We start from the raw sequence: 21,238 nt of genomic DNA, 5'->3' as shown, positions 1-21,238 counted from the left end.
AAAAAATAGAAAGAAATGAAAACAATAAAAGCACTGTGGATTGCCATTTTAATCTGGATTTTAGGGGTGTCTGCATTCTCATTGATTTACATGCTTCCGATATTGGAAGACCCTTATCTACAAGCCAATATTGGCTTAGCCCTAGTGGTTCCCTTCTTGGTCTGGAGAGGGGCTCGATTGTACTATCGCAACGGAGCTACTGCCCATGGTCTTAAACTGGGATTGGTCATGCTATTAGTAAGCGCAAGTTTGGATGCCCTCATTACGGTTCCTCTTTTGATCATTCCCTTTGGAGGGAGTTACGCCAGCTTTTTTGGCTCTTTGGACTTCTGGCTGATTGCCTTGGAATTTCTAGGAACCTGCACACTTTATTGGTATCTCAGAATACGCCCTTCTTTGAACACTTCAATCAAAAACGGATAGTCAACTATATAGCATAGCATCATGGGAAACATTACACTTTTTTTAGCCATTATTTTAACGGGATTAACAGCGGGACTCTGCTTTACCTGGGGTAACGCGGTGACACCGGGAATTGGAAACCTTAGCGACTCAGTATATCTACAGTCCTTTCAATCCATGAACCGAAGCATTCTAAATCCAACCTTTTTCGTCGTGTTTTTTGGTCCCGTCCTTTTGTCGGTCGTGGCAGGGTGCATAAACAGGGTGGAATCCAATACTGCGCTTTGGCTTTGCCTTGCGGCTGCCTTGTTATATTTCTTGGGATTGGCCCTGGTGACCATTTTTGGGAACGTACCCTTGAATGAGTTGTTGGATAAAGCCGATTTGCTTGCAATGACTCCAGAGGAGTTAAGTGTACTTCGACAAAAATTTGAAAAACCTTGGAACAACTACCATCGGGTACGAATCATATCATCCATCATGTCCTTTGGACTTCTGGTGGTAGCCAGCATTTTAAAATAATTTATAAACTATAACATCAAATATCATGAAAAGTAACATTTTAGTATTGGGCGGTAAGGGTAAAACTGGCCGCAGGGTAGCGGAAAAATTGACAAGTTTGGGACATAATGTACGTATTGGTTCGCGCAGTGAAACCCCAGCATTTGATTGGGATCGACCCCAAACTTGGGAACAAGCCCTTGAAGGGATGGATAGCGTATACATCACCTTTCAACCAGATTTGGCGGTGCCACGAGCTTTTGAAGCTATACAAGGGTTGGTTGCGGCCGCTAAAAGACATCAAATTGAGAAAGTTGTCCTACTATCTGGAAAAGGGGAGACAGAAGCGGAAAAGTGTGAGCAGGTGGTCATCAATTCTGGTCTGGCGCATACCATTGTTAGGGCCAGTTGGTTTAACCAGAATTTTAGTGAAAGCTTTTTCTTGGAACCTATCCAACATGGATTTGTGGCCCTGCCCCATGCCGATGTGGAGGTGCCTTACGTGGACGCAGACGATATTGCAGCTGTAGCGGTGGAAGCCTTGTTGCACGAGAAACACAATGGCGAAATCTACGAGTTGACCGGTCCCAGACTCTTGACATTCAGGGAGGTTATTCATGAGATAGCTGAGGAAACTGGACGGGAAATTGCCTTTACACACATTCCATTACCTGCCTATGTGAAGGCGATGGAAGAACAAGGTGTTCCTGAGGATTACGTTTGGTTGATCAACTATTTGTTTTCTGAAGTGCTGACCAATCCAAATAACCAACTCATTAAACGCGATATCGAAAAGGTATTGGGTAGAAAACCCATTGATTTTTCTGACTATGTAAAAGCAACTGCTACCACAGGAGTTTGGAACCAGCCCGTTGAGGTATAGTTATTCATTTAGTTAAAACAAAGCGGGCTTCAAAGGCCCGCTTTTCTATTTTAGAGGTGTCAGAAAATTTTCTACCGCAAACTTGCCAATTTCTGTTCCTAATCGATGCCCTTCCTCCGAATCATATCGGAAATGGATACCAAGATAAATTCGTGACATGGAGGCTTCCAATCCCGCTTGGGAAAAACTGGTAAAGGAACGGGTTGGAGGGTCCATTTGTACTTTTTCTGAGAACGGTCCGGCACTATCCACTTCTCCGGTTACCATAACAAACTCATAGTTGTTCCCTTTTCCCAAAGTATGGGCCAAGGTTTTCATGGCGGCTGAACTGGCAGTACCGTGCGCCGAAGGATAGGATGGAAATGCGTAAGTGTGTTGGTGCAGGTTGTTCCACTCCAAATCGGGTTCGGTATCCGGATTTTCGTCATGCTCGGCCCAACGAATGGCAGTATAAGGCCTCCAATGATTGTAATGGAATTTGTTGTCAAAAACATTGACATAGGCATCATACACGGCCATGTTCATAAGGGCATAAAGTCGGGCGGCTTCCCATAGGTTTAGCTTTTCTTTTTGGACCAATTCCCTAACCAAACGATTATGGGAATTTTCTACAAAATCTTTCCACCACATGGCCAAGTGAGCTTGATCTACAGTACGGGTTTGACTTTGGGTACCCCCAACTGCTTTAACTTCGTTAAACGCCCTGGTATAAGCGTCACTTTGGATTTCCGGAGGCGGTGGGGAACGAAAATGATCTGATGACGGTAACATAAAGGGTTTGGCCTTGGCCCAACCTGAACCGAAAATAAAACCTTCAGGTGTACCACTATGTTCGTTGAACTCCGCATACACCCCTGGTGCCATGGGATGCCAGGTATATTCAGCTTCCCCGTTCCAAGCATCTTGCTGGCGCTTTTCCAGCACCGCTTCCATTGATTTTTTTGCAAGCGCTTTGGAATTGGTGTAGGGGTCGTCTGGGTCTGGAAGCCACAGATGAAGTAGTTTGTCAAATTCAGCTTTTTTGTCTGGATATTGGGAAATGGCCACAAGATATGCGGTATAGGCAGCAGTTGCCGTAGGGTTGCCTTGCACATTTGGTTCCGTAAAGGCATATGAGCGGTATACTGGAGCGATTGAGTTTAAGGCATCATGAATGGCAATATGCACCATTGAAGTCGTCCGAAGCCCTTTCAGGGTGAGCAGACCGTCTTCCTCAACAGCAACTTCCATAATTTTTTGATTCCAAGCATTGAGGACTTCGGGGTTGTATTTAGTAACATCAACTTCTTTTGGGGAACAGCCATACCATAAAAATGCACATAGCACAAAAACAAATAGTGGATAAAAAGGCGAGATTGAATTTTTCATGTCTTCACGGATTTGAGCGCAGCAGCAATTGACTAATTTTTCCTGTTGGTATCACTGGAAGAATTAGCAAATAGAGTACGCTTGTGTTATTAAATAAGGGGGAAGACTTCTTTGCCCTAAATTACATTAAAATTCTAATAATCAGCAAAGTATTGCTGTTTTTTAAAGGACTTTGAGCAAATGGGTATAAGCCATGCCGGAGAGGATGGCGAGGCCAAAGCTTAGCAAAGTGCCAATGAGAACATATTCGGTAAGCTTTCTGTTTTTTCCCTTGTTCAGGTCCCCAAAACGAAATACTGATTTGGCGGCAATCAATAGTCCAATGGCTGCCCATTGACCCATCAAAATAAATCCAAAGACAAAGAGTCGTTCCAACATACCTATATATTTCCCTGCGTTTTTTAAGGAACCACCCTCTTCAGAATCATCCTTGACGACTTCAGCGATATATGGGGCCAAGAGCATCCGCATTAAAATACCCGAAACGAAGGTTACAAATACCAAAAAGGTGAGCAATAACAGGTTCTTTTCGGAAAACAGTTCAAATAAGTCAATCTCAAAGGGGTGGACCCAGTATACGGCAATGGCCAGGATTAGAAGATGAAGTACTTGGTCCAAAGCAAAGAGCCAACGGTAATTTTTGCTGTTGGTAAAGGTCAACTTTCCCAAATCAATAATATAGTGGGTTACAATAACCAAGGCGATGAGTCCCAAATACCGAAATTGGAGGAGAAGTAATAGGGCTACCAAATGAATGCCCATATGGGCGTAGAGGTATTTGGATTTCCATTTTTTTTGAAGCTTATCATCCACCCAGTGGCTGGGTTGCAGCATAAAGTCCCCAATAAAATGGGCCAACAGAAGTTTTAGGGCTAGTAGTGTCATGATTTAGGGAATAGGGATTTATAATAGGCTATCATTTTTTGCACCTCGTCGAATCCGGCTCTCAACAAGGCTTCGCTGATGTTGCTCTGGGAATTGTCCAAAATTGCGGCCAATTCATTTTGGTTGGCCTTTGGGTGTTCCATGGCCGTTTTTACGATTCTTGAGGTTGCCGGTAACCAATTGTCCATACTAAGGGATGCCAATTGTAGCATGAGGTTGATGGTATTATCCCAAGTTTCTGAACTGGATTTTAGGGCCAGCGTCTGTTTTTTGAGATTTTCAAAACATTCCCCAGATCGGATAAACGCAGATCCATTAGATTCCGTTATTTTTTCTGAGGAATAATTTTTTTCACCTAGACCTATGGCCATACGGACATCAATACCTTTTTGCTGCTTTAAACAACTTTTGATGTAAATGGCAATTTCCAAGGCTTTTTCTGGGGCCGTTTCCAATTGAAAACTATCCCCACGGTAAATTTCCCATTGCTGAGGTTCCTTGCCATGGGCGTTTAGGGCCTCTTTGAGATGGGGTAGCCATACCAAAGGTGTAGCCTTTCGGGAGTTGATAATGTCTCCGGTGATAATTGCAATTGTTTTATCCATTGCAACAAATATCGGTAAAATAACCGATAATTAAAAATATCGGCAAAATCACCGATAATTATGAATATCGGTAAAATCGCCGATAATTATCGAGATGGATTACAATGCAGAAGGTGGTTTTTGCCTAAAATTGGGAACAAGCTCGCCATTAACCCAACTAAGCTCTCGAATTTCGACCGTAGTTTTTGTCCAATTCGTGGTCTCGTCAAACACTTCTCCTTGTTCTTTTTTAAACAAGACCTTATCGGGCAAACCTCCTTTATCGAAGGGAAATATAAACTGTTCGGAACGGTAATAAACCCCAGCTTCAGCGACTCGGGAAAGTGAAGCCATATTGCTGATGTCCCCACCTTGAACAAATAGATACACTCCTCCCGACTCTACGCCACAGGCTTCGGATAGATAGTCAAGGTATAGAATTCCGTCAAGGCCGGGAAGACCTTTATCATCCAACACCTTAATACTGATATCCGTATGTTTTAACCTAACCTTTTTCTCGTGATAGGTTCCATTCTTCACATGACGCACATTCATAAAGGTCTGTTCCCCCTCCTTGGCTAGCGCAAAATAATAATGTTTTCCATTCAGGGTCTTTCTCTTTCCAGATAATAATCCACCTAGGATATAACCTGTAGCTTGATCATATTTAACCTTGTAAAATGGAGATTCAAAACCCCGATATGGCCAGGAGAATTCGGTTTTTTCAAGAATTTCGACCCATTCGCCAATTTTGAGCAGTTCTAAAACTTTAGAACTGGTACTTGGTTGTGCACGAAGTTTCACATCATTTCCAAAGACATACACTTGCTCCCCCTTCTGGAAATCACATTCGGCTTGGGAACATGGGATATTTTGTGCGTTAGTGAAATTTATAGTAAATAGGAGGGTCAGGACTGTAAATAAATTTATTGCTTTCATATTTCAAATTTTAAGGATTAGGACAGTCCTTAGGGAGGTTGAAATATATACGGCAAAAACTGTTAAAATGGTTTACTAAGATTTAATGAATCGTGGTCCACGAGAAATAAAATATAAAAAAAGAAGCCCCGTCCATGGCGAGGCGGGGCTTCTAAAATCAACAAAAAACACTATCCTCTTCTTCCTCTCTCCTGCATTTTCTTTTTGCCGTTCTTTCTTTTTAATAGCGTGAGCTTCTTCCAAGTTTGGTATTGCTCTTCATCCAGGATCTCTTTCATTTTCTGATGATGGGCAATTTGACGATCCAAACGGGCATTCTCCATCTCAAATCTTTCATCGGAAGTTGGTTTTTTCCATTCTCCACTTTCCTTTTTAGCTTTGATTTCCTCATGTTTGGCTTTTCGCACCTCGGCTTGCTCCAAATGGATTTCCATTACTTGTTTTTGCTGCCTGTCGGTAAGGTCCAGGGCCAAGGTCATTTTTTTGGTATGGAGGGTGGCCAATTGTTCCGTGGTTAAGTCATTTTTATACCCTTTTCCCATTTTTGAACCCTGATGTTTTTGGGCAAAAGCGGCCACTGACATCAACAAGATCAATACTACTGCTAATCGTTTCATATGCTTAAATTTTAATGATTTGGTAATTGGACATAGGTTGGGTTCAATGGTTTAATGTCCAAACCATCATTTAAGAAGCTTTTAAGAATTTGATTGAGCGTAAGACCTATTGCTGATCTAAAGTTTTGTTTTCTTGGACTTCCTCCTGTTCCAAATGATCTTCAAAGGTGTTTTCCACCAACTCTTTGGTCCGAAGATGTTCTTGAAATTTATCGTATTGTTCTACCCCATAATAAATGGTAGATGCAATGAGGAAAAAGCAGAAGTAGATTAGGCTTTTGAATTTGTAGGTCATGATTTTAGGATTTGGGATTACTAAAATAGACAAACCATTAGCGCAAGCCCATGATATGTTGTGAAATGACCTTTTTTAGATGTGAAACCGACAAAATGTATGGTATAACCGACAAAATGCAGGGTCTGTCCAAAAAAGGCCATTTATAGTGGTATATTCCTACTGATTAAGATCTAACTAGGGTCTAAAATCTTGTCTATCCGATCTAGGGCATCTTGCAAATGATATCTGCTCATGGTATCGGACGTGCGGCTCAACCCGTTTCTGATATCTTTCTTGAGGTTGTTGAGTTCCCCACGTGCGACAGAGCGAATATCCGACTGACTGGTGTTGACGGCTGTGGATTTCCTGTATCCACCAAAGTCGGACAACTTTCCTTGATTTTTTGCAGTCATTAAATACTCCAATCGGTCTATATGTGCTTTTTGAAGGTTTCTCCTATAGGTGTCTATACTTCTTCCACTTCTTGTTTCGGACCAGAGGCCTCTTCTTAAATCCCGCATCATTTCCAATAGGCCATAGGCCTCGTTGCCATTTAAGGTTTCATTTTCAATTACACGGGCCAATTTTCCCAAGTGTAATATGGTATTAAGGTAACGAACCTGTGTAGCCCGAATGCGCTCCACTGATCCTGAGTATTCCGTTTTACTGATAATGTCCTGGTCTATGAGCCACTTCGGAGTTTTAAACAGTTGCTCTTGTATAAAGGACATGCAGTTTTTCTGATGCTCTTTGCTTACATGGGTATATACCGCACCAATTTGATCTGAGGTTTTGTGATGCTCATATACACCTCCTATATTGTTGGAAACATGGCCCATATACCTTCTATATTGTGCCAAAACCTGACCATATAAGGTTTCGAGGTCATCGTAGTTTTTACCATCCTCCGTGGTCCATTCGCCGAGCCTTGGAACAATGCGCTTTAGGTTTTCAATGCCGTACATACTGGCCTTGATTGCATCATCGCCCAAATCTTCGGTTTGGGAGCTTGGATCATGGATATCGCCAATCTGTTGATGCCCAAAACGGTACATCGGGTCATTTTCATGTTGGCGTATCCAACCGTTTAAAATAGGTTTCTCTTCTTCTGCCGAAATATCAAGGATGGGTTTATATCCCCAACGAATTGAATATTTGTCATACACACCTATATTAGGCATTAGCGCTACATCACCGTCTCCAGGTTGAGCCACGTAATTAAATCGGGCGTAATCCATAATAGACGGAGCGGTCCCATGCTTTTTGGTAAAACTGGCAGAACGCAAAGAATCTACCGGATAGGCGGCACTACTTCCCATGTTGTGGGGAAGACCTAAGGTATGCCCAACTTCGTGTGCGGACACAAACCTGATTAATCGCCCCATAATCTCATCCTTAAACGCGACATTTTGGGCGTCAGGATTAATGGCGGCTGTTTGTACAAAGAACCAATTGCGCAACAAGGTCATCACGTTGTGGTACCAATTGATATCGGATTCTAAAATTTCCCCACTCCGCGGATCACTTACGTGGGGACCATTGGCATTGGGTATGGGGGAAGCCAGGTACCTAACCACGGAATATCGTACATCTTCTGGAGACCATTCCGGGTCTTCCTCTTCTGTAGGCGGATCCTTGGCAAGGATAGCATTCTTAAAACCGGCGGCTTCAAATGCAACCTGCCAGTCCTCTACACCTTGTTTGATATAGGGGACCCACTTTTTCGGCGTGGCGCGGTCTATATAATATATGATAGGTTTCTTGGGTTCCACCAATTCGCCTGCTTTGTATTTTTCAAGATCTTCGTTTTTGACCTCTAATCGCCAGCGATCTAAATAGCGCACTGTTTTACTTTCTTGGGCCTCAAGGCCATAATCTACCTGCCCTCGGGCAAACCAACCTACACGTTCATCAAAATAGCGCCTTTTCATAGGTTCCTCTGGCAGCAAGATCATGGAATTGTTGATTTCAATGGATACGGAACCCAAACTTTGGTTGCTCGGTGGCTCTTTGGCCACATATGTTTTTACGTGTCGCGCTTCTATGTTGAGCGGATAGCTCTTGATCGCTTCAATATAACTGCGGTCGCCATCCAATCGACTCACTTTAAATTGCTTTCTGCGGTTATCTGGCATGCCCAGGGCATTAACATCTTTGGTGAACAAAGGATCTACTTCAATCACCGTCGCCGGATTTAAAGAATCTTTTTTGTTAAGAGCTTTAATATTGAAAGCGAAAAGGACGGGTTCGAAGTTGGAGTTCACCACAGCCTCGTGTATGGGGAGCGAATCAGCAGCTACATTGCCGTAAGAGACCACGCGTAGCAGTACTTTTTTTGGTTTCTTCTCCCAACGCAGCACCTGGGTATTGATTTTTCCACCTCCGAAACCTATTCCCGTGGCCGTTTTTGAAATACGGCTCACCATGAGCATCTCCCTGTTGAAGAGGGAGTCTGGAATTTCATAATAGTGTTTGTCATCTACCTGATGGACCAGAAAAAGTCCCTCATCGGTTTTGGCTTCTTTGGTAATTACCTTTTCATAGGGTTTGATACCACCTTTTTTGGGTTTGTCGGCAGCCTTCTGCTCGGTGGATTTCTTTTTTTTCTTGAATAATTGTGCTTCTGAGGTTTGGACAGCCCCGATCAATAAAAAGACGAAAAGGGCTTTGAACAGTAATTTTTGAATCATTTTGGGTCAATTAGGTATTCTCAATGCCTTCAAAGAACCTAAAAATCATGAATACAGACTGTTAAATAATTACTAACTCTGATTTTTTTGCGTGATATAACGAATCTTCGGGAGTCCTGCGTTTTACTGATGGTTCGGCTTGAAACCCCACCTATAGCTGGGCTCGTGAAGCATCTCTTTTTCTAAAAAAAATCAAAAAAGCTGTAACAATTTAAAATTAGGGTAGTCTTATAAGCATATAACATCAATCAAAAAATTCAATCAAAAATGAACAAGTTATTAATGATTTACGGATGTGTACTCTTAAGTAGTTCCGCCGTAGCAGAAGACCAGCTAAGTACGGCTGCTGTTGTAGAAACCAAGACCGAGCAGGCCAGTACATTTGAGAACAGTTTTACGGTACTTAACCTTAGTGCCGAGTTAAGTGAGGAGACTTCCCGATTCTACGGTTTGCTGAATGAAGGATCCTATGAGTTAAGTTTGAACGATATTGAGTTCTTGGAGGACGATTCGGAAATAGATCTAGGTTTTGATACCTCAGATTATCTTCCTTCGGATTTTAATCCATACAAGACTTATTTTGATTTGAATTCCCTCATATATATTGAAAACGATAACAAACTTCAACTGGATTTTGATTCCACGGAACACTTACCAGAGGAATTCGATGCCTATTCTGAGATTGTTGACGTGCATTCCATCAATTATATGGAGGATGAGGAGATTGATCTAGGGTTTGACACCACGGATTATCTACCTGAAGGATTCTCACCTTTTGAAACCTATGTTGATCTAAATGCAATTCCATACATTGAAACCGATGTGGAGTGGGAATTGGGAGAAGGATTTGAGCATGTTTTGCCAAAAGGGTTTGATCCTTACAGCGAAGTTTTGGAAATCACCTCCATCAATTATATGGAACATGAAGAAATGGATTTAGGATTTGATACCTCTGCGTATCTACCTGAAAACTTTAACCCCTACACTAGGGTTGATTAGTGCGTAGGATGTAATTTTCATTTTACAAATTTTTGAGTTAGTTAGTTATGAAAAGCCCTCCAAAGGAGGGCTTTTTGTATTTCTTTTCTTAAAAGGATATTAAAAAGGATTTTTTGGAACGGGTTAACAAAAAAATAACATTGAGATCGATGAAGTGCAAACGGCAAAAAAAACCTTTTAACACTATCAATCTGACAAAAAACATGTGTTGGTTTTACGACTTCGATAAGGGTTGAATAGAGTTGTTAACAACTTCATTTCTGCCTTGTTTTAAAGCATCCGTTAACAAAAATCTAATTGTAATAAACTTCACATTTTGCGGTTTTATCTTTGTATAAAATTAAAAAACAACGGTTATGAAAATCAGAAATACATTGGTCATATTTTTTGCCGCAGCCACTATTTATGCAGCTGCAAAGAATTCTAGGGACAACGCTCCCATGGAGCACTTTGATGTAAATAGTTTGGTATTTATTGAGGAGGATGATTTAGGTTTAGGTTTTGATACCGCACCTTACCTTCCTGAAAACTTTGACCCATATTGTGGAGAGTTTTCTTTGGAATCCATCAATTACATCGATGAGGCAGAAGAATTGGAATTAGATTTTGATACATCCGGATATCTACCAATAGGTTTTGATCCGTATATACAGTAAAGTTAGTTTCTTACTATTTTTTTGAGTTAGTTAGTTTGTTAGGAACCCCTTCAATTTGAAGGGGTTTTTTATTAGAATAAAAGTGGAAGTACAAACTGGAATACCAAGATCAATAATCCAACGGCAATTAAATTCAATATTACTCCAACGCGGGCCATCTCCGGTACCTTTACATACCCGCTTGCAAAGACTATGGCATTGGGCGGTGTGGCCATGGGCAGCATAAAAGCACAGCTACTGGCAATGGTAACCGGTATCAAAAGGTAAAGTATCGGAACATCCAGACCTATCGCAATCCCTGCGACCACAGGGGCCAATACGGCCACCAGGGCCACATTACTCATCAATTCCGTCATAAAAAGCATGAGCAGTATCAGGAGCGAGGCGGTCAATAGAATGCTTATATCGCTGGAAGCAATAGCATTGGCCACCATATCCACAATACCGCTTGTGGACATTCCCTTAGCGAGTGCCAATCCCCCACCGAATAGAATTAGTATTCCCCAGGCCAATTTTGAAGTATCTCCCCATTGAATAATAAAATCACCCTTTTTAATATTGTAGGGCACCGCAAAGAGGGTTATGGCGGCAAAAATACTGATCATGGTATCGGATAATCCCAGACTTGGGAAAATACTATTGATCAAGGTCCGGAAAATCCAAAGGAACACGGTTATGCCGAATATCGCCAGAACCATCTTTTCCTTTCCAGAGGTTGGCCCTAATTTCTGCAATTCGGTTTGAATCACTTCCTTGGAAGCATTAAACTGCAACCCCCTATTTGGGTACATCCACTTCACGAGCACCACATAACAAATCCCTACCATAATAATGGAAAAGGGCAGTCCCAACGTCATCCATCGCAAAAAGGAAATCTCAATATTGTATTCATTCTCCAAAAGACCAATCAACACAGAGTTGGGAGGTGTGCCAATTACCGTTGCAACTCCACCTGCATTGGCTGAAAAGGCAATTCCCAGCATTACACTAAGGGCAAAATTTCTATCGTTCTTGGTGAATCCGTCCTCATCATTGATCAATAAATTAATGACCGAAAGCGCAATGGGGAGCATCACCACGGTACTGGCAGTATTGCTGATCCACATGCTTAAAGAGCCCGTTGCGATCATAAAACCAAGCACTACCTTGTTCGGCGTAGTACCAGTAAGACGAATAATGTTCAAGGCAATTCGTTTGTGCAAATTCACTTTCTCCAGAGCGAGTGCCATGACAAATCCCCCGAAGAACAGGAAAACGATTGGGCTGCCGTAATTGGCGCCTACCTCTGCTATGGGCAACACTTTTAAAATGGGAAATAACAACAAGGGCAACAGCGCCGTGACCGTAATGGAAACCGCTTCAGTTATCCACCAGATAAGCATCCAGACCGCTACGGCTATTACGGGGTCTCCTGTCTCGGACACTAAATTAAAGGGAAGGTTGGTTAAAATGAAAAAGGCTATGGGGCCTAGAATCAGTCCAGTGATTTTGGATTTTTCCATTAGTGGTATGTCTTGAAAAAGCTAAAGATAGGGTCTTTGTACCAATGAAAAAACCTTCCCGAAATGGGAAGGTTTTTGCGATAAACTAAAACTCAACTAATTCAAAAGCATTAAAAAGCTTCTTAAAGACTAAATCTTAATCTTGCGAAAAGATACCTTCCACTATATCCAAATTGTGAGGTTCTCCTAGAGTACACAAATTGGTCTCCAGAGGTACCACCTTCCCGATTCTCATCAGGATAAACATCGAAGAGGTTATTGGCTCCTACAGTCAATGATAGACCATCGGTCAATGTCTTGGTAACGGTTAGATCAGTAATCAACTTTCCTCCATAAACGGCGTCATCACTTACTGGAGTGCCATCCACCCGGGCATCTCCATTGAAATCGTCCGGATCTGTCACCTCGCCAAAAAACACATTTCGCAATAGAAAGTCCCAGGAATTATAGGAAACCAAATTGGTAAGATTCAATTTGGTCCGTGGTTGGGCCAAGGTTAAAAAGGCTTCTTCCTGTCCATCAAAGAACGAACCGCTAAGACCTGCATTGGCGATAAGTTCGGGAACAAAAATATCTTCGATCTCGGTCTTGTTAAAGTTGGCTGCAAAATCATTTTTAAGAATGGCGTCCCCCCAATTGGTCTTATGGGATAATACAACATCCACCCCAGATGATTTGGTGTCTATGGCGTTCACAAAGAAGCGGGCACTGGTGGCGCCAGCGGCTTCAAATATGGCCGTCAGTTCTGGATCTCCCCCATTGCCGAAGCTGCCGCTGTATACGATTCTATCATCTATATTGATAAGGTACCCGTCCACGGTAATGGAAAAGTCCCCGAATTTTCCGGTAAGTCCGGCACTAAAACTGTTGGAAGTTTCTTCCTTGAGCTTATCGATTCCAATCAAGGCTGCCGCCCTGCTATCATTGGTAAATGTACCCTGTTCGAAAGGTACGTTGTCCACAAAAACGGTACTGGTACGACTGAAAAACTGCTGGTGCAGTGAAGGTGCCCTAAAACCTGAGCTGCTTGCGGCCCTTAGCGCCAGATTTTCAGATAATTTTAATCTGGTGGCCAATTTGTAGTTGAAGGTGCTGCCAAAATCGGAATAGTTTTCATAGCGCCCGGCCAGACTTAGTAACCAACTTTCCGTAAAATCCGCTTCAAAATCGGCATATAAAGAAATGTTGTTCCGAAATTTTTCAGTGGCATTTCCTGGGTCATACCCTCTGAACACCTGGGCACCTCCACCAAGAGGTGCACCTGTAAAATTATTTCGCACCAACTGATCATCAGGGGTCACACTGGTTACGGGGTTGCCATTGATATCATAGCTGGTATAAGACGATTCTTCCCCTGCGATGATCTCATACTTTTCTACCTTGTATTCTGCCCCAAATGCAGCGTTGAAACCTTCAAAGATATCTTCGTAAAAACGGTTGAAATCCAAGTTGGTGGTGTTTTGGCTAAAGCCAAGGCCCCCCGCATCAAAAGATCTTGGTGTGGCTACCCCTAGAGTTCCGTTGCTTGAATTGCCCACGGTAATGTCAAAGGTGTTCTTCCCATAGGTGTTGGAGAAATCTACATCCCACTCGTTAATTTTACCTTTAATTCCGATAGCCAAGGACTGATCCAGGATATCCGTGCCGATATTGGGAAGAAAACCATTTGGAAATGCCGGAGTGTTGGCACGACCATCCCCTTGGGCCGGTCTTCTATAAAAACCGGAAGCTAACCCTTGGCGATAGCTGATGCCACCAAATCCATAGATCTCCGTGGTTTCCGAAACCGGGATGGACATGTTTGCAAAGAACTTACCTTCTCTAAGTCGAGAGGTCCCTACTTTAAACCGGAAGTCCTTTCGGGTCAAACCCCTAGCGGCAAGCTCATCTTCGTCGGCGTCAAATCCCAGCAAATCACGAAAAGTTCCTATATCGGTCTCGTCAGCTAAATTTAATCCCGCAATTTGGTCTTTTACACCCTGATCTAGATAACTTATGCCCTGGGCCGCATTGGCATAATCTTGAAGGGTCATATCCGCTACAGTGCCTCCCCCGGCGGCAAAAATTCGCTCCGCACCATGGAAGCCCTGAAAGATATCACCCGCATAATCCTTGTTTCTTAGTGCAGGTTCACGAGTAGAAAGTGACCCAGTAAAATTAATATATCCACGTTCTCCTATGGGAAGTCCGTAGTTGGCGTCCAGCTGGAACTTTTCGCCATCACTTCCACCCTCAAACTGGTTGCTGTTTTCGCTGAAATTAGCACCTGTGGTCAGGGAAAGATCAAGTTTTCCAGTGGCTTTTTTCAGCACAATATTGATAACCCCTGCGATGGCATCCGAACCATATTGGGCAGCGGCCCCATCCCTTAAGACCTCAATTCGCTGTATGGCTGCCGCGGGAATGGCGTTCATATCCGTTCCCACGCTACCGGCGCCTACAGTTCCGTTAACGTTGATGAGGGCAGTTGTATGTCTGCGTTTTCCATTAATCAATACCAATACCTGATCGGGCCCCAATCCACGAAGTGATGCAGGATCAATGTGGTCTGTACCATCGGACACTGTTTGCGATTGGGAGGTGAATGAAGGGGCGACATAGTTCAGGATTTGGTTGACGCTTACCTGTGGCCCTTGGTTGGCAATGGTAGCCACATCTATAACATCAACAGGCACAGTGGTCTCTGTAGCCGTTCTGTTGGGGTTTCTGGAACCTACAACCACCACATCTTCCAATCTTGCGGCATCTTCAAGAAGTACAATGTCAATAACTGATTGCCCATCTATGGCTACTTCTGTTGTCTTAAAACCCAAATAAGATACCACAAGTGTTGCATTGCTATCGGCCACTTCCAAGGTGTAGTTGCCATCAAAATCGGCCTGTGTTCCATTTGTTGTGCCCTTGACCAGAATATTGGCCCCCGCCAAAGGATTGCCCTGTTCATCCTTTACGGAGCCCCGTATCTCCTGTTGAGCTTCCTCTTTGGAACTGTTGGTTTTTTCTGAATCGTCCTTTTTTAAGACAATTTGATTGCCGTTAATGGCATATTGTAATTGTTCTTGGTCCGCAAAACGGTCGATAACCGCCAGCACCCGTTCATCTGAAGCTTTTAAGGTGATTTTTTTGGTATCGTCAATCTCCTTTACGTTGTAGAAAAACTTAAAACCCGATTGATTCTTGATTTCATTGAGCACCTGTTTCATGGGAACGTTTTCAAAATCAAAACGTACTTTTTTCTGCGCGTAAACCGTACTCGCAGTTAGTTGGCAAATCATAAAGAAAGTCAGTAAGAAACTTAGCTTCATTTTCAAATTGCGTTTAACGGGAATCTCCTGAAAACGGATCAGTCCCGAAACCATGCTTTTTTTCATAATTTTACATGTTTGATTGTTAATAATTATCCTTGTTAGCGATCTGATATTGGGGGAGGTGCTGCAACACCTTCCCTTTCTATTTTGAGATAGTGATTACATTGTTTTGAATGGTATAGTTAAATGGTGTACTTGAAGCAATGGTGTTAAGGATATTCTCAATTCTTTCATTATCGAATTCCCCCTTGAATATCTCATTGTTCAAATGTGATGCATTGTTGACAATGGTTACGTTGTGTGACCTTTCAAGTTTCTTAAGAATCTGTCCAAAAGAAAGGTTGTCTATGATCAATTTGCGCTCCATCCAGCTGGTGAAGATGCGGGTATCCACCTTTTGTTTCTCAAATACTCCGTTTCCTTTTAAAAACGATGCCTGATAATTGGGGCTCAGTGCAATTTTGGTATCCGGATTGGAGTTTTCATAAACATTGACCGCGCCTTCCACCAAGGTAGTGGCGATATTGTCATCCGATTCATAGGCGGATACATTGAACTGGGTCCCCAAAACCCGGATGTCTATGTTCTGAGCGTTGACAATGAAGGGTCTTTTTTTGTCCTTGGTTACATCAAAAAAGGCTTCACCCTCTAAATAAACAACTCTATTTTGCGAAGCGGTCTTAAGATTTTGCGGAAAACGGAGCCTCGTTCCGGCATTTAACCAAACTTTGGTGCCATCGGATAGGGTGAGCTTGAAGGTTTGACCGTAAGGCACATAGATTTCATTAAAAACTGGTTTGCTGACGGTACTTTGCTGGCCACTAAAATCCAATCCTTGTCCTTCTTTTTTGGCTACGATGTTTCCATTTTTATCCGTCAATAAGGTTTCGCTGTCCGTAGTGACCACTTGCTGTGTTCCATCGGCCAAAGAAATAACAATATTGTTTTCCAGTTCTTTTTCAGAAGTGTTGGTCAACTGCTGCTGAGGTTCTTCGGAAACATTGTATTGATAGGTTATATACCCAACTGTAAGAAGTAGGGCGACCATGGCAGCATATCTAAAGATGCTCCGGTATTGTTTTGTTCTCGTCTGCTTTTTGTTGATGGTGTCCAAAAATGATTCAAAGGCCTGACTTCCATCAAAATGGTGGTAGAGCGTGCCTTCTGATCTTTTTCTGATTTCCGCTCTAAAAACGGAAAGGTTCTCCTTGTTCTGAAGCACCCATTTTTTAAGGATTTTGCGCTCTTTTTTTGAAATTGTTCTGGATAGGAACTTTTCAATTAAAACATTCTTGTCTTGCATTTTTGCCATTTGATATGTTATAAAGATGCCGAATGAGCAAAAAACCCCTATTTATTTTATTTTTTTACTTTTAGTCCGTTCAAACGAATCATGGAAGAACCGGTACTCATAGCCAAAATCAAGCAAGGGGATATTCAAGCCTTTGAATACCTCTTTGATCATTATTATGATTGGCTGTGCAACTATATCTTCAAGTTGAGCGGTAACCGTAATCTATCCAAAGACATGGTTCAGGAGGTGATGGTGCGCATTTGGGAGAAGAGGGAGGAGATCACTATTACCGGGTCTTTGAAAGGGTACTTGTTTCGATCTTGCCACAACCAGTTTCTCCAGCACATTCGGAAAGAGAAAAGACAACCCGACCTATTGGACAAAATTAGGTGGGACACCATTTACGACAGCTATTTTGAGAAAAAAGAGGAGGAAGAGGTGCATGCTAAGGCAGCTCGACTCAAGTTGGATGAACTTCTTGATAAATTACCCCCCAAGTGCAAGGAAATATTCATCATGAACAAATTGGAGCGGCGCAAGTATAGGGAAATAGCGCAGGACATGGGAATCTCAATAAAAACGGTTGAAAATCAGATGTCAAAGGCCCTTAAAATTATTCGAGAGAATGCTTCAATGCTACTGTTTTAATTTAGCAAACAGTCCTTCATTATTCTTTTCCACTTCAAACAACCCTAATTTGGCCAAATTCTTGGTGCTCTTGTCCCATTTTTTTCCACTCAGGCCCGCCTGTGATTTCAGGTCCGCCAAAGGCATTTCCCCGTTTGGCTTAAGAATGTCCATGATGGCTTTTTCCTCTTCTGTAAGCTCAACAGCTTTTTTCTCAGGTCGCATTTGCGGGAAGAAGAGTACTTCCTGAATTGATGAATTGTTGGTCATTAGCATCACCAAACGGTCAATGCCAATTCCAATTCCAGAGGTAGGTGGCATTCCATATTCCAATGCCCGGAGAAAATCCTGGTCGATAAACATGGCTTCGTCATCCCCTTTCTCGGATAGTTTCAATTGCTCCTCAAAACGTTCCCGTTGATCAATGGGATCGTTCAACTCGGAATAAGCGTTTGCCAATTCCTTGCCGTTGACCATCAATTCAAAACGTTCGGTCAGGGCAGGGTTGCTGCGATGTTCTTTGGTCAAGGGACTCATCTCCTTTGGATAATCCGTGATGAAGGTGGGTTGAACATAGTGGTGTTCGCACTTTTCGCCAAAAATCTCATCGATCAGTTTGCCCACACCCATGGTTTCATCCACTTCAATTTCCAGTTTTCGGGCCACTTCACGAAGTTGGTTTTCGTCCATTCCAGCTACATCATGACCCGTATGGATTTTAATGGCCTCCAAAATGGGAACCCGGGCATACGGTGCCTTAAACTCAATTTCGTTTTCCCCAACTGTTACTTTGGTGCTACCATTGGCATCCAATGCAATTTTTTCCAACAACTGTTCGGTAGTTTCCATCATCCAGTTGTAATCTTTATAGGCCACGTAGAGCTCCATGACCGTGAACTCGGGATTATGGGTACGATCCATTCCTTCGTTCCTAAAATCCTTGGAGAATTCATAAACACCATCAAAGCCACCTACAATCAACCTTTTTAGGTAAAGCTCGTTGGCAATTCTTAGATAGAGCGGAATGTTCAGGGCATTGTGATGCGTCAAAAACGGTCTGGCCGCAGCTCCTCCCGGAATTGGTTGCAAAATAGGGGTCTCTACCTCCAAATAACCCCGTTCATTGTAAAACTCACGAATACTGTTGGTGATTTTTGTGCGCTTTACAAAGGTTTCCTTGACGGATGGGTTGACCACCAAATCCACGTAACGCTGACGGTAGCGAAGCTCGGGATCATTGAATTCGTCGTAAACCTTTCCGTCAGCATCTACTTTTGGAAGTGGTAAAGGTCTTAGCGCCTTGCTCAATAGGCTAAAGTTTTTAACCATGACGGTTTTTTCTCCAACCTGGGTGGTAAAGAGTTCGCCTTCAACTCCGATGATATCCCCTATATCAAGTAATTTTTTGTAGACCTCATTGTAGTGGGTCTTGTCGTCATCGGGACATATCTCATCCCTGTTGAAATATACCTGAATGCGTCCTTCGCTATCCTGAAGCTCGGCAAATGAAGCCTTGCCCTGAATTCTTCGAGACATCAATCTACCGGAAATCACAACCTGTTTTCCTTCTTCAAAATCGTTTTTGATGCTCTTGGAAGTAGCATCCACTGGATAAAGTGCGGCTGGATAAGGGTTGATTCCCAAATCCCGCAGTCTTGATAGTTTTTCCCTTCGAACGATTTCCTGTTCCGATAGTTGCATAGTCGATAAAAAATTAAAGCGCAAAATTACACTTTTGCGCTTTAATTCCTTAGTCTGTCTTGTTTATTGTAGTATAATTGGGTGTATAGGGCTTGCCATGGACAATTTCCGCGATATCCTCTTCTAACGAGGTAATAGGACTTTCAACGATGCGGTTGGACTCTACCCCATTTTTATAAAACAACATCGTGGGAACCCGAATAATGTTCAGTCCTTTTTCCTCCTTGGTAGGACTGGTCTTTACCTTGCCCTTTCTTCTGTCCAATGCTACAATTTCGATATTTTCCATGGGGAAATTGGCCGCCTTGAGGATTTTTAAAAATCTGGGGACTTCTCTTTTACTGTCGCCGCACCAGGTGCCGAGAAAAAGTTTTATGTAATGGTCGTTAAGACCTTCCTTAAAAAGTGCTACTAATGTTTGATCAACTTGGTAGGCATCAAACCCGCTGTTGAACCAAGTTTCATAGGGACTGCTTTGCAGGCCTTCCAAATCAATTTTTCCTAGCAGAAATTGTTTGCCGTCTTCGAGCAGGATTTCCTGATTTAGACTTTGGGAATAGGTGAACATTGTGCTTATCAGAAATAAGCTTGCAATAATGGTTTTCATGCGTTTTCAGTTTAGAATTATGGACTGAAAATTGCTTTAAATACTGATTTGGTGACCGTTTTGTAGGATGGAAATCGGGACTAGACCCTAGGTGGATTTTATTTTTTGAAAAGTGCCACTATCTCCCGGCGCGTGGAAACCTCTAATTTTTTGTAGAGGTTATTAATGTGTGTCTTCACCGTACTATGGCTTACAAATAATTCTGCAGCAATCTCTTTGTTGCTTTTTTCCCGAAGGATTTGGTCAACGATTTTCTGCTCTTGGGGGGTTAACTTATCCAGTAATCGACTTTTTCCGTTTTTCTTTTTGGAAATATACTGGTAAATCAAATAGGTATTGAGAACAAGGGAAAGGCACAGAAGGGTTATCAGGAACCAGTTCCTATCCACTGACGAAGTACTTTGAAAAGAAGCCATTTGTTTATCGGTAGCAATTTCAGCTTCATACTGTCTGGTAAAATTGGAGTTGGGATAGGCGATTTGGAGTCGTTCCAATAGCTCAGTGTAATACGAATTGGAAGTTAGATCTTCCAAATAATAGGAGTAGGTCTCATTTCTTTTGTCGGATAGAAAATCGTAAATTATTAGTTCAGCCAGTGGTTCCCGAAGTTCTGATCCGAAAGATTGTAACCTGCCAAACCATTTTTTGGAATTCAATTTTTGACTTGCCTTACTTCTAAATTCCGTAAAATCGAATACCATTTCTTCCTTAAGTGTTCCAATTTCTAGGATGAGGGAAGCTTTGGGGTTAGTGGCATTTATAGTGCACAAGGCCTGGTCTTCAAATGAAGTAGGGAAACTTATGGTATCCTTGTTGTTGGCGATAAAAAGTACATTGCTGCTACTGTTGCACTGCCCCAAGAAGTGCTTTGCTTCCGAGTCCTCGGAGCAACCATCCAAGTGGATGCGATAGATACGGTTTTCTTCCAGAAGGTTATCTCCCCCAATTTGAAAATGGCCCAGAGAATCCACCTTGGCTTTGCGTATAATTTGGTCCAAATAGACGCGGGTTGATTTCCTATAGTCCTCGACCAAGGAAAGATAAACCGATTTGCCAACATGATTCCTGGACACCTCTCCGGAAAAATGGTATTGTCCGAATACTGTGCAACTGTTGAACAGTACAATAACTAAAAGCAAACTGCGCATAAAAGGTCAAAATAGTACCCTTAAATTTAGGGGTTTTGTGTAACAAAAAGCTAAAATAGCATACCTATAAGTATCATCAATCAAAATTGAATACATGAGTTTTTGGCGTGTTTTATTGGCTATTCTTTTCCCACCCTTATCAGTTATCGGAAAAGGTTGTGGTTCATTTTTTATCGTTTTGCTGCTAACGTTTTGTGGATGGGTGCCTGGAGTGATCGGAGCACTGGTCATTTTGAACAACACCAACTAA

The 21,238-nt window shown here is 42.4% G+C and carries 20 protein-coding genes; 7 read left to right on the top strand and 13 right to left on the bottom strand.

The features are described from left to right. Positions 1–15 precede the first annotated feature (15 nt). Genes BUC10_RS06000 through BUC10_RS05990 form a run of 3 tightly spaced genes read left to right on the top strand, consistent with a single transcriptional unit; the run spans position 16 to position 1,786 of the window. Positions 16–423: a DUF5367 family protein gene (locus BUC10_RS06000; RefSeq protein ID WP_073177296.1), complete on the top strand. Its 408-nt coding sequence runs from the start codon at positions 16–18 to the stop codon at positions 421–423. 21 nt (positions 424–444) lie between these two features. Continuing rightward, positions 445–924 carry an anthrone oxygenase family protein gene (locus BUC10_RS05995; protein WP_073177294.1) on the top strand — a complete coding sequence of 160 codons (480 nt, stop codon included), beginning with the start codon at positions 445–447 and terminating at the stop codon, positions 922–924. 25 nt (positions 925–949) lie between these two features. Further along, on the top strand, positions 950–1,786 hold the full coding sequence (locus tag BUC10_RS05990; protein WP_073177292.1) for an SDR family oxidoreductase: 837 nt from the start codon (positions 950–952) through the stop codon (positions 1,784–1,786). A 45-nt stretch (positions 1,787–1,831) separates the two neighbouring features. On the opposite strand, the gene BUC10_RS05985 is transcribed toward BUC10_RS05990, so the two are convergent. The 7 genes from BUC10_RS05985 to BUC10_RS05955 form a co-directional block, all read right to left on the bottom strand. After that, entirely contained in the window at positions 1,832–3,154 is a 1,323-nt protein-coding gene (locus BUC10_RS05985; protein WP_084732566.1) for a vanadium-dependent haloperoxidase, read from the bottom strand. A gap of 162 nt (positions 3,155–3,316) precedes the next feature. Further along, the gene (locus tag BUC10_RS05980; RefSeq protein WP_073177290.1) at positions 3,317–4,039 is read right to left on the bottom strand and encodes a DUF3307 domain-containing protein; all 723 of its coding nucleotides are present in this window, start codon (positions 4,037–4,039) and stop codon (positions 3,317–3,319) included. Further along, positions 4,036–4,644, bottom strand: coding sequence for a transcriptional regulator (locus BUC10_RS05975; RefSeq protein WP_073177287.1), 609 nt, complete (start codon positions 4,642–4,644; stop codon positions 4,036–4,038). The genes BUC10_RS05980 and BUC10_RS05975 overlap by 4 nt, the downstream gene beginning before the upstream one ends. A 99-nt stretch (positions 4,645–4,743) precedes the next feature. Beyond that, on the bottom strand, positions 4,744–5,562 hold the full coding sequence (locus tag BUC10_RS05970) for an SH3 domain-containing protein (protein WP_073177285.1): 819 nt from the start codon (positions 5,560–5,562) through the stop codon (positions 4,744–4,746). 170 nt (positions 5,563–5,732) lie between these two features. After that, complete coding sequence (locus tag BUC10_RS05965) at positions 5,733–6,179, bottom strand: hypothetical protein (RefSeq protein ID WP_073177282.1); 447 nt, start codon at positions 6,177–6,179, stop codon at positions 5,733–5,735. Between the two features lie 106 nt (positions 6,180–6,285). Beyond that, entirely contained in the window at positions 6,286–6,474 is a 189-nt protein-coding gene (locus BUC10_RS05960) for a hypothetical protein (RefSeq protein ID WP_073177268.1), read from the bottom strand. Positions 6,475–6,647: 173 nt separating this feature from the next. Continuing rightward, positions 6,648–9,146 carry a zinc-dependent metalloprotease gene (locus BUC10_RS05955; protein ID WP_073177265.1) on the bottom strand — a complete coding sequence of 833 codons (2,499 nt, stop codon included), beginning with the start codon at positions 9,144–9,146 and terminating at the stop codon, positions 6,648–6,650. A gap of 267 nt (positions 9,147–9,413) precedes the next feature. Between BUC10_RS05955 and BUC10_RS05950 the strand changes: the two genes are divergently transcribed. After that, positions 9,414–10,145, top strand: coding sequence for a hypothetical protein (locus BUC10_RS05950; RefSeq protein ID WP_131819053.1), 732 nt, complete (start codon positions 9,414–9,416; stop codon positions 10,143–10,145). A gap of 356 nt (positions 10,146–10,501) precedes the next feature. Continuing rightward, entirely contained in the window at positions 10,502–10,801 is a 300-nt protein-coding gene (locus BUC10_RS05945; protein ID WP_073177261.1) for a hypothetical protein, read from the top strand. A gap of 71 nt (positions 10,802–10,872) precedes the next feature. Here the strand turns inward: BUC10_RS05945 and BUC10_RS05940 are convergent, their stop codons facing one another. The 3 genes from BUC10_RS05940 to BUC10_RS05930 all read right to left on the bottom strand — a co-directional run bounded on the left by BUC10_RS05940 (position 10,873) and on the right by BUC10_RS05930 (position 16,914). Then, positions 10,873–12,303 (bottom strand): SLC13 family permease, encoded by a 1,431-nt coding sequence (locus BUC10_RS05940; protein WP_073177259.1) that lies wholly within the window; start codon positions 12,301–12,303, stop codon positions 10,873–10,875. A 122-nt stretch (positions 12,304–12,425) separates the two neighbouring features. Beyond that, positions 12,426–15,674, bottom strand: a complete 3,249-nt coding sequence (locus BUC10_RS05935; RefSeq protein ID WP_245812790.1) for a TonB-dependent receptor — start codon at positions 15,672–15,674, stop codon at positions 12,426–12,428. Between the two features lie 79 nt (positions 15,675–15,753). Beyond that, positions 15,754–16,914, bottom strand: coding sequence for a FecR family protein (locus BUC10_RS05930; RefSeq protein ID WP_165614863.1), 1,161 nt, complete (start codon positions 16,912–16,914; stop codon positions 15,754–15,756). Between the two features lie 90 nt (positions 16,915–17,004). Here BUC10_RS05930 and BUC10_RS05925 point away from each other — a divergent pair, with 90 nt between their 5' ends. Beyond that, positions 17,005–17,553, top strand: coding sequence for an RNA polymerase sigma factor (locus tag BUC10_RS05925; protein WP_073177255.1), 549 nt, complete (start codon positions 17,005–17,007; stop codon positions 17,551–17,553). On the opposite strand, the gene lysS is transcribed toward BUC10_RS05925, so the two are convergent. The 3 genes from lysS to BUC10_RS05910 form a co-directional block, all read right to left on the bottom strand. Next, positions 17,542–19,233, bottom strand: coding sequence for a lysine--tRNA ligase (gene lysS, locus BUC10_RS05920; RefSeq protein ID WP_073177252.1), 1,692 nt, complete (start codon positions 19,231–19,233; stop codon positions 17,542–17,544). The two genes, BUC10_RS05925 and lysS, sit on opposite strands and share 12 nt — an antisense overlap. Before the next feature lie 49 nt (positions 19,234–19,282). Next, positions 19,283–19,840, bottom strand: coding sequence for a thioredoxin family protein (locus BUC10_RS05915; protein WP_073177249.1), 558 nt, complete (start codon positions 19,838–19,840; stop codon positions 19,283–19,285). A 98-nt stretch (positions 19,841–19,938) separates the two neighbouring features. After that, positions 19,939–20,988, bottom strand: a complete 1,050-nt coding sequence (locus tag BUC10_RS05910; protein WP_073177247.1) for a response regulator transcription factor — start codon at positions 20,986–20,988, stop codon at positions 19,939–19,941. Between the two features lie 94 nt (positions 20,989–21,082). Here BUC10_RS05910 and BUC10_RS05905 point away from each other — a divergent pair, with 94 nt between their 5' ends. Then, on the top strand, positions 21,083–21,238 hold the full coding sequence (locus tag BUC10_RS05905) for a YqaE/Pmp3 family membrane protein (RefSeq protein WP_073177245.1): 156 nt from the start codon (positions 21,083–21,085) through the stop codon (positions 21,236–21,238).

This window comes from Flagellimonas flava, from assembly GCF_900129665.1.
In the GTDB taxonomy this organism is placed as follows: domain Bacteria; phylum Bacteroidota; class Bacteroidia; order Flavobacteriales; family Flavobacteriaceae; genus Flagellimonas; species Flagellimonas flava.
This window is presented reverse-complemented; position numbering and strand designations above follow the sequence as displayed.